This is a genomic window from Micromonospora alfalfae (genome assembly GCF_022230925.1).
Classification (GTDB): domain Bacteria; phylum Actinomycetota; class Actinomycetes; order Mycobacteriales; family Micromonosporaceae; genus Micromonospora; species Micromonospora alfalfae.
Genome location: NZ_JAKKFH010000027.1, coordinates 1 through 13056, shown reverse-complemented (window position 1 = coordinate 13056; position 13056 = coordinate 1). Strand labels below are relative to the sequence as shown.

At 71.8% G+C, this 13056-nt stretch carries 13 protein-coding genes; 11 read left to right on the top strand and 2 right to left on the bottom strand.

What is annotated here, in order from left to right; genetic code table 11:
• Positions 1–71 precede the first annotated feature (71 nt).
• Complete coding sequence (locus tag MED01_RS22795) at positions 72–1271, bottom strand: ROK family transcriptional regulator (protein ID WP_238670600.1); 1200 nt, start codon at positions 1269–1271, stop codon at positions 72–74.
• 235 nt (positions 1272–1506) lie between these two features.
• Here MED01_RS22795 and MED01_RS22790 point away from each other — a divergent pair, with 235 nt between their 5' ends.
• From MED01_RS22790 to MED01_RS22770, 5 genes are all read left to right on the top strand, one after another.
• Entirely contained in the window at positions 1507–2805 is a 1299-nt protein-coding gene (locus MED01_RS22790; protein ID WP_238670599.1) for an ABC transporter substrate-binding protein, read from the top strand.
• A gap of 70 nt (positions 2806–2875) precedes the next feature.
• A complete protein-coding gene (locus MED01_RS22785; RefSeq protein WP_238670598.1) occupies positions 2876–3868 on the top strand; it encodes a carbohydrate ABC transporter permease in 993 nt (330 codons plus the stop codon).
• Complete coding sequence (locus MED01_RS22780; RefSeq protein ID WP_238670597.1) at positions 3861–4700, top strand: carbohydrate ABC transporter permease; 840 nt, start codon at positions 3861–3863, stop codon at positions 4698–4700. Before MED01_RS22785 ends, MED01_RS22780 begins: the two co-directional genes overlap by 8 nt.
• 29 nt (positions 4701–4729) lie before the next feature.
• Complete coding sequence (locus tag MED01_RS22775; RefSeq protein WP_238670596.1) at positions 4730–6106, top strand: GH1 family beta-glucosidase; 1377 nt, start codon at positions 4730–4732, stop codon at positions 6104–6106.
• Between the two features lie 107 nt (positions 6107–6213).
• Positions 6214–6882 carry a TMEM175 family protein gene (locus tag MED01_RS22770; protein WP_238670595.1) on the top strand — a complete coding sequence of 223 codons (669 nt, stop codon included), beginning with the start codon at positions 6214–6216 and terminating at the stop codon, positions 6880–6882.
• On the opposite strand, the gene MED01_RS22765 is transcribed toward MED01_RS22770, so the two are convergent.
• Complete coding sequence (locus MED01_RS22765; RefSeq protein ID WP_238670594.1) at positions 6827–7441, bottom strand: nucleotidyltransferase family protein; 615 nt, start codon at positions 7439–7441, stop codon at positions 6827–6829. The two genes, MED01_RS22770 and MED01_RS22765, sit on opposite strands and share 56 nt — an antisense overlap.
• Before the next feature lie 126 nt (positions 7442–7567).
• Between MED01_RS22765 and MED01_RS22760 the strand changes: the two genes are divergently transcribed.
• The 6 genes from MED01_RS22760 to MED01_RS22735 all read left to right on the top strand — a co-directional run bounded on the left by MED01_RS22760 (position 7568) and on the right by MED01_RS22735 (position 12839).
• Positions 7568–8065, top strand: coding sequence for a 2Fe-2S iron-sulfur cluster-binding protein (locus MED01_RS22760; protein ID WP_238670723.1), 498 nt, complete (start codon positions 7568–7570; stop codon positions 8063–8065).
• On the top strand, positions 8062–9045 hold the full coding sequence (locus MED01_RS36165; protein WP_308193539.1) for an FAD binding domain-containing protein: 984 nt from the start codon (positions 8062–8064) through the stop codon (positions 9043–9045). Before MED01_RS22760 ends, MED01_RS36165 begins: the two co-directional genes overlap by 4 nt.
• Positions 9042–11132: a xanthine dehydrogenase family protein molybdopterin-binding subunit gene (locus tag MED01_RS22750; protein WP_238670593.1), complete on the top strand. Its 2091-nt coding sequence runs from the start codon at positions 9042–9044 to the stop codon at positions 11130–11132. The genes MED01_RS36165 and MED01_RS22750 overlap by 4 nt, the downstream gene beginning before the upstream one ends.
• 28 nt (positions 11133–11160) lie before the next feature.
• Positions 11161–11526 (top strand): ArsR/SmtB family transcription factor, encoded by a 366-nt coding sequence (locus tag MED01_RS22745; protein WP_091398629.1) that lies wholly within the window; start codon positions 11161–11163, stop codon positions 11524–11526.
• On the top strand, positions 11526–12167 hold the full coding sequence (locus MED01_RS22740; RefSeq protein WP_238670592.1) for an SRPBCC family protein: 642 nt from the start codon (positions 11526–11528) through the stop codon (positions 12165–12167). The genes MED01_RS22745 and MED01_RS22740 overlap by 1 nt, the downstream gene beginning before the upstream one ends.
• A 156-nt stretch (positions 12168–12323) precedes the next feature.
• Positions 12324–12839 carry an NUDIX domain-containing protein gene (locus MED01_RS22735; RefSeq protein WP_238670591.1) on the top strand — a complete coding sequence of 172 codons (516 nt, stop codon included), beginning with the start codon at positions 12324–12326 and terminating at the stop codon, positions 12837–12839.
• Positions 12840–13056 lie beyond the last annotated feature (217 nt).

Here is a 13056-nt window from a genome sequence, read left to right as displayed (position 1 = left end):
CTATAACTTCGTTATTTATCCCGAGGATTCTTTTTGGGTAATTTGGCGACGGCGCTGCCGTCGTCCCCCGCTCAGCGGCGGACGCCACCCTCGGTGAGGAAGCGGGCGATCGGGAGGGTTGCCGCGCCCAACGCCACCGCGTCCACCCCGAGCCGGCACAGCTCGATCGACGCCTGCTCGTACGGCTGGCGCAGCGCCTGCCGACCGGCGGCCTCCCGCACGGCCGGCAGCAGGTCGCCGAGGGCCATCGCCGCCCAGCCGCCGAGCACCACGCGCTCCGGGTTGAACAGGTTGATCAGGTTGGCCACCCCGGCGCCGAGGTAGCCGGCGGTGTCCGCCAGCACCCGTCGCGCGGTAGCCGAGGTCTCGGCGGCGGCGACCAGCGCGGCGATCTGGGACTCCTCGTCCTCGCCCGGCACCGGTCGACCCCGGCGCGCCTCCCGGTAGCGGTCGATGATCGCCTCCGCCCCCACGTACGCCTCCAGGCAACCGCGCGCGCCGCACCGGCAGACCCGGCCGCCGTACACCAGCGTGGTGTGCCCCCACTCCCCCGCGCTGCTGGACGCGCCCCGGTAGGTGGCGCCGTTGGTCACCACCGACGCGCCCACCCCGGAGCCGACGAGCGCGAAGACGGCGTGCCGGGCACCCCGGCCGGCGCCGAACCACATCTCGGCCTGGCCCAGGGTCTTCGCGCCGTTGTCGATGTGCAGTGGCAGGTCGGTGCCGGCGCCGATCAGGCGCTCCATCGGCACCCGGTCCCAGCCGAGGGCCTGGGCGTGCACGACGGCCTCGGTGCCCTGCTCGACCACGCCGGAGACGCCGATGCCGACGCCGAGCACGTCACCGGGGGCCACCCCGGCCTGGCCGGTGACCGCGTCGATGCCGGCCAGCACGCGCCCGGCCACCAGGTCGGGCTCGGTGCGGGCCGGGTCGAGCGGGTACTCGACGCTGGCCAGCAGGGTCATCGCGAAGTCGAACAGCTCCACCCGGACCCGGGTCTCGCCGACGTCCACGCCGACCACGAAGGCGAAGCGGGGCGCCATCCGCAGCAGCATGCTGGGCCGGCCGCCGTCGGACTCGGCGGCGCCGGCCTCGACGACCAGCCCTTCGTCGATCATGTCGGCCACCACGTTGCTGACCGCGGGTTGGCTCAGCCCGGTGCTGCGCACCAGGTCCTGGCGGGTGAGCGGGCCGTCCAGGAAGAGCTTGGTCAGCAGGGCGGACCGGTTGCGCAACCGCACGCTGCGGTTGGTGGCACGCGCCAGCTCCACTCGTCACCTCGTTCCCGTCGGCCGTTCGAGGCGACTGTAACCGCCTCGTGCTTGACGACCCACCTGCCAGCAACTTTAATGACGACATAAATTAAGCCGTGATGTAACTCCCGGGAAACGCCGACGGACCCCGACGGCGCACCCCCGAACCCTGTCCGCAGCCGGCCCCCGTCGCCCGACCCCTATCGGTGACGAAGGTCGGCGGACCCCCACCACGCACCGGAAGGGCTGACCCGTGTCGAGACGACACCTCGGGATATTCACCGCCGCCGTACTGGCGGCCGCCTCGCTGACCGCCTGCGGAGGCTCCGGCGACGACTCCGCCTCGTCGCCCAAGACGCTCACCTACTGGGCCAGCAACCAGGGCGCCAGCCTGGAGGCCGACAAGACCACCCTCCAGCCGGAGTTGGACAAGTTCGAGAAGCAGACCGGGATCAAGGTCACCGTGGAGGTGGTCCCCTGGTCGGATCTGCTCAACCGCCTGCTGGCCGCCGCCGCCTCCGGCAAGGGCCCGGACGTTGTCAACATCGGCAACACCTGGTCGGCGTCGTTGCAGGCCACCGGCGCGCTGGTCGAGTTCGACGACGCCGCCCTGCAGGCCGTCGGCGGCAAGGACCGGATCGTGCCCGCCGCGCTCGCCGCCGCCGGCGCCCCCGGCAAGCCGCCGGCCGCCGTGCCGCTCTACAGCATGGCGTACAGCCTGTACTACAACAAGAAGTCGTTCGCCGACGCCGGCATCACCGCACCGCCGACCACCTGGGAGCAGCTCGCCGAGTACGGCAAGAAGCTGAGCACCGGCGGCAAGTGGGGCCTGGCGATCGAGGGGGCCAACCCGTCGGAGAACGCCCACCACGCCTTCACCTTCAGTCAGCAGTACGGCGGCGAGTGGTTCGACTCGGCCGGCAAGCCGACCTTCGACACCCCGCAGAACGTCTCGGCGATCAAGCGGTACATCGACTTCATGGCCGCCGACAAGATCACCAACCCGAGCAACGCGGAGTACGCGCAGAACCAGTCGGTCTCCGACTTCGCCAACGGCAAGGCCGCCATGCTGCTCTGGCAGTCCGCCGGGTCGAACCTGAAGACGCAGAACATGCCCGCCGACGCGTACGGGGTGGCCCCGGTGCCGTTCCTGGCCAGCCCGCCGGCCGGCGGCAAGAAGGTCAACAGCATGGTCGCCGGGATCAACATGGCGGTCTTCAAGCACACCAAGAACAAGGACGGCGCGCTGAGCTTCGTGAAGTTCATGACCAGCGACGAGGAGCAGACGATCCTCAACAAGACGTACGGCTCGCTGCCGGCGGTGAAGACCGCCGCCTCCGACCCCGCGTTCAGCGCCACGGAGCAGAAGACCATCCAGGAAACCCTCGTCACCACCGCGGCCCCGCTGCCGCAGGTGCCCGATGAGAGCACCTTCGAGACCCTGGTCGGCACCGCGATGAAGGAGTTGTTCGCCGACGCGGCCAGCGGCAAGCCGGTCACCGAGGAGTCGGTGAAGGCCAAGTTGACCGACGCGCAGCAGAAGATGCGCTGACCCAGGCGTCACCGGTGGCCGTGGTCGGGCGCTGAGCCCGGCCACGGCCACCGCCTCCGAGAGGACCCCGATGGCAACCAGCACCACCGCGCCGGACGCCGACCGGCGCGAACCCCGGGCCGGGTCGCCGGCCCGGGGGCCGGCCCGCCGGCCCCGCGGCCCCCGCCGCTCGCTCCTGCCGTACCTGCTGCTCGCACCGGCCGTCGTGCTGGAACTCGCCATCCACGTCATCCCCATGGTGGTCGGGGTCTGGATGAGCCTGCTGGAGCTGACCCAGTTCCACATTCGCGACTGGTCCACCGCGCCCTTCATCGGGCTGGAGAACTACCGGGCGACGCTCGACCTGAACAGCGCCGCCGGCAAGGAACTGCTGCACTCGTTCTGGGTCACCCTGGCCTACAGCCTGCTCTCGGTCGGCTTCGCCTGGCTGCTCGGCATCTCGGCTGCTGTCGTCCTGCAACGGCCGTTCCGTGGACGGGCGATCCTGCGGGCGCTGTTCCTCACCCCGTACGCGCTGCCGGTCTACGCGGCCGTGATCACCTGGAGCTTCCTGCTGCAACGCGACACCGGCCTGGTCAACCACGTGCTCGTGGACCAGCTCGGGCTGATGAACGAACGGCCGTTCTGGTTGATCGGCGACAACAGCTTCTGGTCGCTGCTGGTGGTGTCGGTCTGGCGTAACTGGCCGTTCGCGTTCCTGTGCCTGATGGCCGGGTTGCAGAACGTGCCCGGTGAGCTGTACGAGGCCGCCGCTATCGACGGCGCCGGGTTCTGGCGCCGGCTGCGCTCGGTCACCCTGCCGATGCTGCGGCCGGTCAACCTGGTGCTGCTGCTGGTGCTGTTCCTGTGGACGTTCAACGACTTCAACACCCCGTTCGTGCTGTTCGGCGGTTCCGCGCCGGAGCAGGCCGACCTGATCTCCATCCACATCTACCGCAGCTCCTTCAAGACCTGGGACTTCGGCTCCGGGTCGGCCATGTCGGTGGCGCTGCTGCTGTTCCTGCTTGTCGTCTCGGCCGTGTACCTGCTGATCACCAACCGTCGGAGGGATGACCATGCGTGAGACAGCCGGTGAGCGCTGGGGTCGGCGCATCGTGCTGACCCTGCTCGCCCTCTTCGTCGTCATCCCGCTCTACGTCATGGTCACCTCGGCGGCGAAGCCGTTGCAGGACGTGCAGAACGGCTTCACCTGGTGGCCCAGCCGGCCCACCCTGCAACCGTTCGTCGACATGTGGAGCACCGTGCCGCTGGCCCGGTACCTGGTGAACAGCCTGGTGGTGTCGAGCATCGCGGCGGTCTGCTCGGTGGCGGTGGCCATCTTCGCCGCGTTCGCGGTGAGCCGGTACCGGTTCCGCGGTCGGGGTGTCTTCACGGTGACGGTGCTGTCCACGCAGATGTTCCCCGGCATCCTGTTCCTGCTGCCGCTGTTCCTCATCTACGTCAACCTGGGCAACGCCACCGGCATCGAGCTGTACGCCAGCCGCACCGGCCTGGTCATCACGTACCTGACCTTCTCGCTGCCGTTCTCGATCTGGATGCTTGTCGGCTACTTCGACTCGATCCCCCGGGGTCTGGACGAGGCGGCGCAGGTCGACGGCGCAGGTCCGCTGCGCACCCTGTTCCAGGTCATCCTGCCGGCCGCCGTGCCCGGCGTCGTCGCGGTCACCGTGTACGCGTTCATGACGGCGTGGGGTGAGGTGCTCTTCGCGTCGGTGATGACCGACGAGGGCAGCCGCACCCTGGCCGTCGGCCTCCAGGGCTACTCCACCCAGTTCAACGTCTACTGGAACCAGATCATGGCCGCCTCGCTGGTGGTCAGCATCCCGGTCGTCGTCGGGTTCCTGGCCCTGCAGCGCTACTTCGTCGCCGGCCTCACCGCCGGCGCTGTCAAGTGAGTCATCCAACCCCAGAGGAGAACCGACCCGTGCCCGACCTGTCCAAGCTGCCACCCGACTTCCTCTGGGGTGTCGCCACGGCGGCGTACCAGATCGAGGGGGCCGTCGACGTCGACGGCCGGTCGCCGTCCATCTGGGACACCTTCTCGGCGACTCCCGGCAAGGTCGACAACGGCGACACCGGCGCGGTGGCGTGCGACCACTACCACCGGTGGCCGGAGGACCTGGCGCTGCTGCGCCGCCTCGGCGTGGACGCGTACCGTTTCTCGGTGGCCTGGCCCCGGGTCATGCCCGACGGCGTCGGGCGGGTCAACGCCGCCGGGCTGGACTTCTACGATCGGCTCGTCGACACGTTGCTCGCCGACGGGATCCGGCCGTTCGTCACGCTCTACCACTGGGACCTGCCGCAGGTGCTGCAGGACCGGGGCGGTTGGCCGGAGCGCGCCACCGCCGAGGCGTTCGCCGACTACGCGGCGGTGGTCGCCGGCCGGCTCGGTGACCGGGTCGCCGACTGGTGCACAGTCAACGAGCCGCTCTGCGTGTCCTGGATCGGGCACCTGGAGGGGAACATGGCCCCCGGCGAGCGGGACCTGACCCGCGCTGTGCACACCTCGCACCACGTGCTGCTCGGGCACGGCCTGGCCACCCAGGCGATCCGCGCCAACGCCGCCCGGCCGGCCTCGGTGGGGCTGGTGCTCAACCTCAGCCCGATCGAGGCGGCGACCGACCGACCCGAGGACGTCACGGCGGCCCGGCGCGCCGACGGGCACGTCAACAGGTGGTGGCTGGACCCGATCCACGGGCGCGGCTACCCCGCCGACATGATCGCCACCTACGGGGTCGAGCCGCCGGTACGCGGGGACGACCTGGCGACGATCGCCACGCCGACGGACTTCCTCGGGGTGAACTACTACTTCCGGCAGTTGGTGGTCGACGACCCGACCGGCGCGGCGCCGTACGCCCGGCAGGTGCCGGTGCCCGGGTCGGTGGAGACCGCGATGGGCTGGGAGATGTACCCGGCGGGCCTGGAGCGGCTGCTCGTCGACGTGCACGAGGAGTACCGGCCGGGCCGGATCATCGTCACCGAGAGCGGCTCGGCGTGGCCGGACGAGGTCACCGCCGACGGCACTGTGGAGGACAAGGAACGCACCGACCACCTGGAGCAGCACCTGGCCGCGTGCGCCTCGGCGGTGGCCCGAGGGGTCCCCCTGGACGGCTACTTCGTCTGGTCGCTGCTGGACAACTTCGAGTGGGCGTACGGCTACGACAAGCGCTTCGGGTTGGTGCACGTCGACTACGCCACCCAGCGTCGGACGGTGAAGGCGAGCGGTCTGCGCTACGCCGAGGTGATCCGCGCCCACCAGCGGCTCGCCGGTACGACCGGCACCGCGACGCCGGTGGCCTGACCGGCGGGCAGCGCGACGGCCGCCCGGGGGTGACCCTGGGCGGCCGTTCGTGTCCCGGTCGGGCGAAACCGCCACCGGCCGCCGCGCCGAGTGGCTAGCCTGCGGCAATGTCCGCAGCGCCCGACGAGATCGAGCAGCCCGAGCCCACCGGGCGGGTCTCCGGCACCGAGCGGATGGCGGCGTTCAGCGACGGCGTCTTCGCCATCGTCATCACGCTGCTCGTCATCGACCTGCGGGTGCCCGAGTACCACGAGGGTGAGCTGCTGACCGATCTGCTCGACGAGGGCCCCTCGTACCTCGCCTTCGTGGTGTCCTTCGTCTACATCGGGGTGCTCTGGCTCAACCACCGTGCGCTGCTGCGCCTGATCCGCCGGACCACCCTCGCGCTGAGCTGGATCAACCTCGGCGTGCTCTTCGGCGCGGTGATCATTCCCTTCCCCACCGCGGTGCTGGCCTCCGCGTTCACCCGGGGCGACATCGACGACCAGCGCGCGGCGGTCGCCCTGTACGCGCTCTCCGCGGCGTTGATGTCGGCGCCCTGGCTGGTGTTCTTCGGCTACCTGCACCGACACCCGGCGCTGCTGGAGCGTCGGGTCAGCCCCGGGTACGTGCGGGCGCAGCGGCTGCGACCGGTCACCGGCCTCGTCCTGTACGGGCTCAGCGGTCTGCTCGGCTGGTTCGTCAACCCGCTGCTGGGCCTGATCGGTGTGATCGTCATGATCAGCTATCACGCGGTGACCAGCGAGGGGCTGCCTCGGTGGCTGACGCGTCGGTGACCGCGCGCAGATCGGCCGGGGTGTCCACGTCGACGGGTGTGCCGACGTCGTCGCAGGGCACCTCGACCACCAGGTCCGGCCGCTCACGCAGCAGGTCACGGGCACCCCGGTCGCCCACGGCGTACCGGTTCAGCAGCGGCCAGGTCTGTCGACCCAGCAGGATCGGGTGCCCGGGCCGACCGGCGTAGGTGGCGACCACGACGACCGCCGCACCGGTGTACGCCGCGCGCACCCGGCGCACCGCTACCGGGCTGAGCAGCGGCTGGTCGACAAGGACCACGACGGCGGCCGGCACGTCGACGGGCAGTGAGGCCAGGCCACGCAGCAGCGACGAGCCCAGCCCGTCCGACCAGCGATCGTGCCGGACAGACACCGCGCCGGGCAGGTCGGGCACCTCGTCGGCGCCCGCGCCGAGTACCACGTGCACCGGTGCGCAGCCGCCGTCGGCGAGCAGCCGGATCGCGCGCCGCACCAGCGGCTCGCCGTCCAGCTCGACCAGCGCCTTCGGCCGGCCGTAGCGCCGCCCGGCGCCGGCGGCGAGCAGCAGTCCGGCAGTCACCGTCGTCACCTCCCGTGCGAGGGGCTTTGCGTTATTCGCCCTGAGATATACCGACAAAGCTAGTCTGGGCCGGTGCAGGGCGGACCGGAGAACACGACGACGATCGACGAGCGCCACTCGTCCCGGGTGACGTTCGAGGTCAACGGCGCGTCCCGCGAGGTGACCCTGGACAACCGCACCACAGTGCTCGACGCGCTGCGCGAGCACCTCGACCTGACCGGGGCGAAGAAGGGCTGCGACCACGGCCAGTGCGGCTCCTGCACGGTGCTGCTCGACGGCCGCCGGGTGAAGAGCTGCCTGATCTTCGCGGTCACCGTCGACGGCCGGTCGGTGGTGACAGTCGAGGGGCTGGCCGGGCCGGACGAGCTGTCCCCGTTGCAGGCTGCCTTCATCGCACACGACGCGTTCCAGTGCGGCTACTGCACCCCCGGGCAGCTCTGCTCCGCCCGCGGCATGCTCGACGAGGTCTCCCAAGGTTGGCCCAGCGCGGTCACCGACGACCTGAACACGTCAGCCGAGCTGACCGACGCGGAGATCCGCGAGCGGATGGCCGGCAACCTGTGCCGCTGCGCCGCGTACCCACACATCGTCGCGGCCGTACGTGAGACGGCGGCGTCCTCGTGAAGGCGTTCCGCTACCACCGGCCCGCCAACGTGGCCGAGGCGGTCGCCGTGCTGGCGGCCGAACCACAGGCCGCCTACCTGGGCGGCGGCACCAACCTGGTGGACCTCATGAAGCTCGGGGTGCAACGCCCCGACGTGCTGGTGGACGTGACCCGGCTTCCACTCGACACCGTCGAGGAGCTGCCCGACGGTGGTCTGCGGATCGGCGCGACAGTCCGCAACAGCGACCTCGCTGCCCACCCGGTGGTACGCCGCGCCTACCCGGTGCTGGCCCGCGCCCTGCTCGCCGCCGCCTCCGGACAGCTGCGCAACATGGCCACCACCGGCGGCAACCTGTTGCAGCGCACCCGCTGCGTCTACTTCCAGGACACCGGCAAGGCGTGCAACAAACGAGAGCCGGGCAGCGGTTGCGCCGCTCTGCACGGCCAGAACCGCGACCTGGCGGTGCTGGACTGGTCCGAGCAGTGCGTCGCCACCCACCCATCCGACCTGGCCGTCGCGCTGGCCGCCCTCGACACCGTGGTGGAGGTGCACGAGGCCGACGGCCCCCGTGACATCCCGATCGCCGAGTTCTATCGCTCCCCCGGCACCCACCCGGAACGGGAGACCACAGTGGCCCGGGGCGCGCTGATCACCGCCGTCCGGCTGCCGCCCCTACCGGCCGCGCGCCGCTCGACGTACCTCAAGGTGCGCGACCGCGCCTCGTTCGCCTTCGCCGCCGGCTCGGTGGCCGCGGTGCTGGACCTCGACGGGGACGTGGTTCGCGACGTGCGGCTGGCGTACGGGGCGGTGGCACACCGACCGTGGCGGGCGTACCGGGCCGAGGAGGCGCTGCGCGGTCGTCCGTTCAGCCCCGAGTTGGCGGCACGGGCGGCCGACGCGGAGCTGGCCGAGGCGCGCCCGCTGCGGCACAACGGCTTCAAGCTGCCACTGACCCGGGCCATCACCGTGCGCGCGCTCACCGAACTGGCGTCGTCATGAGCGCCGGGGCGGTCGGACGGGCGTACCCCCGGTTGGAGGGCCCGGCGAAGGTCACCGGCACGGCTCGGTACGCGGTGGAGTACCCGGTGGACGGGGTCAGCTACGGCTGGGCGGTGCCGTCGGCGGTGGTGCGGGGCCGGATCACCCGCGTCGACACGGCGCAGGCGCTGGCGTCGCCCGGTGTGCTGGCGGTGCTGCACCACGGCAACGCGCCACGGCTGACACCCGGCCCGCAGACGGAGCTGTGGCTGCTGCAGGAGCCCGCGGTGCACTACCGGGGGCAGTACGTCGCCGTCGTGGTGGCCACCAGCCTGGAGGCGGCCCGCGAGGGCGCCCGACTGGTCCACATCGACTACGACACCGGCCCGCACAGCACAGTGCTCACCGACGACCACCCCGGCCTGTACAAGCCGGACCACGTCAACCCCAGCTATCCGACGGACACCGCCGAGGGCGACTTCGACGCCGGGTACGCGGCCGCCCCGGTGCGGGTGGACGCCACGTACCGCACTCCGGCGTACCACAACAACCCGATGGAGCCGCACGCCACGACGGCGCAGTGGCGCGACGGACGGCTGCTGGTGCACGACTCCAATCAGGGCGCCTCGTCGGTGCAGGCCACGTTGGCCGAGCTGTTCGCGCTGCCTGCGGAGTCGGTCCGGGTCGTCGCGCAGCACGTCGGCGGCGGCTTCGGCAGCAAGGGGTATGCCAAGGCCGCCGTGGTGTTGGCCGCCCTCGCCGCCCGACACGTGGACCGCCCGGTGAAGTTGGCGCTGACCCGCCAGCAACTGTTCGGGCCGATCGGTTACCGCACCCCCACCATCCAGCGGGTCCGCCTCGCCGCCGACACCGACGGTCGGCTCACCGCCATCTGCCACGACGCGATCAGCCAGACCTCGACCATCCAGGAGTTCGCCGAGCAGACCGCCGTCTACACCCGCAGCATGTACGCCGCGCCGCACCGCCGCACCACGCACCGGCTGGTCCGCCTCGACGTGCCCACGCCGTTCTGGATGCGCGCCCCGGGCGAGTGCCCCGGCGCGTACGCCCTGGAGTCGGCGATGGACGAGTTGGCCGTCGCCGCCGGCATCGACCCGGTGGAGTTGCGCATCCGCAACGACACTGATGTCGACCCCGACCAGGGGCGGGCGTTCACCAGCCGCAACCTGGTGGCGTGCCTGCGCGAGGGCGCACAACGGTTCGGTTGGGCCGGCCGTGATCCGTCGCCCCGGTCCCGGCGCGACGGGCGTTGGCTGATCGGCACGGGGGTGGCCGGGTCGAGCTACCCGGCCCGGTCCCGGCCGTCCTCGGCGACGGCCACCGCCCGGCCCGACGGCAGCTTCCTGGTCCAGGTCAACGCCACCGACATCGGCACCGGCGCGCGGACGGCGATGTGGCAGGTGGCCGCCGACGCGCTCGGGGTGCCACCGGAGCGGGTGGAGATCCGCATCGGCGACAGCGCCCTGCCGACCGCGCCGGTGGCCGGGGGCTCGATGGGGACCTCCAGTTGGAGTTGGGCGGTGATCCGGGCCGCTCAGGCGCTGCGCGAGAAGCTGCGCGACGGCGGGCCACCGACCGGCGAGGTGACCGCCGAGGCGGACACCACCGAGGAGGTGGGCGGACAGCCGGCGCTGCCCCGCTACGCGTACGGGGCGCAGTTCGTCGAGGTGCGGGTCGACGCGGACACCGGCGAGGTACGGCTGAACCGGATGCTCGGGGTGTTCGCGGCGGGGCGGGTGGTGAACCCGACGACGGCGCGCAGCCAGCTCATCGGCGGCATGACGATGGGGCTGTCGATGGCGCTGCACGAGGAGGGCCTTCTCGACGAGCGGTACGGCGACTGGGTCAACCACGACCTGGCCACCTATCACATCACCGGCTGCGCGGACGTGGAGTCCATCGAGGCGTACTGGTTGGACGAGCGCGACGACGAGCTGAACCCGGCCGGGGTGAAGGGCATCGGCGAGATCGGCATCGTCGGCGCCGCGGCGGCGGTGGCCAACGCGGTGCACCACGCGACCGGCGTACGGGTCCGGGAGCTGCCGATCCGACTGGACAAGCTCATCGGACTATCAGACTTGGCTTAAATAAGCCGTCAGTGATACAACTGTCGTCGTGCACGCCTTCGACGTGCTGGGCGATCCGGTCCGGCGCCGCATCCTGGAACTGCTCGCCGGTGGCGAGCAGACCGCCGGCGCGGTCAGCGCGGTCATCCGCGAGGAGTTCGGCATCTCCCAGCCCGCCGTGTCCCAGCACCTCAAGGTGTTGCGCGACAACGGCTTCGCCACAGTGCGGCCGGAGGGCACCCGGCGGCTCTACGCGGTCGACCCACGCCCACTGCGCGAGGTCGACGGCTGGCTGGAGCACTTCCGCCGGTTCTGGACCCCACCCCTGGCGGCACTCGCCACCGAGCTGGCCCGGGGCCGACGCGAACGTCGGCTGCGCGGCCCGGCCGACCCACCCGACGAGAGGAACACCTGATGTTCGACGCCACCGAGCAGATCAACGCCGTCCAGCGGCAGGTCGGCAGCCGCACCCTGGAAGCCGGTGAGGCGCGGGTCACCACCATCAGCCAGACCTACCAGGCGACGGCCGAGGACCTGTGGGACGCCTGCACCAGCGCCGAGCGCATCCCGCGCTGGTTCCTGCCGATCTCCGGCGACCTGCGGCTGGGCGGCACCTACCAACTTCAGGGCAACGCCCACGGCACCGTCGAGAGCTGCGAGCCGCCGCACCGCTTCACCGCCACCTGGGAAATGGGCGGCGAGGTGAGCTGGATCGAGGTGCGGGTCACCCCGGTCGGCGACGAGCGGGCCCGCCTCGACCTGGACCACATCGCGCACGTCGACCAGGACCGGTGGGCCCAGTTCGGGCCGGGCGCGGTCGGTGTCGGCTGGGACCTCGGGCTGCTCGGCCTCGCCTCACACCTGGCCGGCGACGGCAGCGGGATCACCCCGGAACAGGGCGCCGAATGGACCGCCTCCGCCGAGGGACGACGGGCCATGGAGCTGAGCAGCCAACTGTGGTGCGAAGCGAGCATCGCCGCCGGCACCGACGCCGACGAGGCGAAGGCCGCCGCCGAACGCACCACCGCCTTCTACACGGGCGACCCGGCAGCCTGAGCGCCGGGACGAAGCGGCGGCGCGGCAGGCTCAGCGCGGGACGAAGCAGCGGCGCGGCAGGCTGGGCGGGGGACGAAGCGGCGGCGCGGCAGGCTCAGCGCGGGACGAAGCGACGGCGCGGCGGGCTGGGCGGGGATCGGAGTAACGTGCTGCGGCATGACCGGCACGCCGTACTCGCACTGTTCCTACTGCGGCGCCGCCTACCCGCCGGCCGCCGGATGGCCGCGAGTCTGCGCGGTCTGCGGCGAGACCGTCTGGCGCAACCCGCTGCCGGTGGCGGTCGCGGTGCTGCCGGTCCGCACGGCCGAGGGTCTGGGTGTGGTGGTGGTCCGCCGCGACATCGAACCGGCCCGCGGCCTGCTCGCGCTGCCGGGCGGCTTCATCGAGTACGGCGAGGAGTGGTCCGACGCACTCGTGCGGGAGCTGCGGGAGGAGACCGGCCTGATCGCGGCGGCCGAGGACGCCCGCCTGTTCGCGGTGCACGGCGCACCGGCGGGCGGCACGATGATGGTCTTCGGGGTGCTGCCCGAGCGGGCGGCCGAGGACCTGCCACCGTCGGCCCCGACCGAGGAGGCGACCGAGTGGTTGGTGCTCACCGACCCGGTCGAGCTGGCGTTCGACACCCACACGCGCGTCCTCGCCGACTTCCTCACCTCAGCGCGGCCCGCCTGACCCACCGCCTCGCCTGACCGACCGGCCTCCGCGCGCCTCACCGCCTCGCCCGACTCGCCCGACCCCGCGCCCCAACGGCCCCAACGGCCCCAACGCGCGCAAGATCGCGCTCGATCCTTGTTGTAGTGGCATCAACGACCGCCGAGGCCACTACATCCAGGATCGAGCACGATCTTGCGGGGTGGGGCGGGGTGGGGCGGGGCGGCGCGGCGCGGCG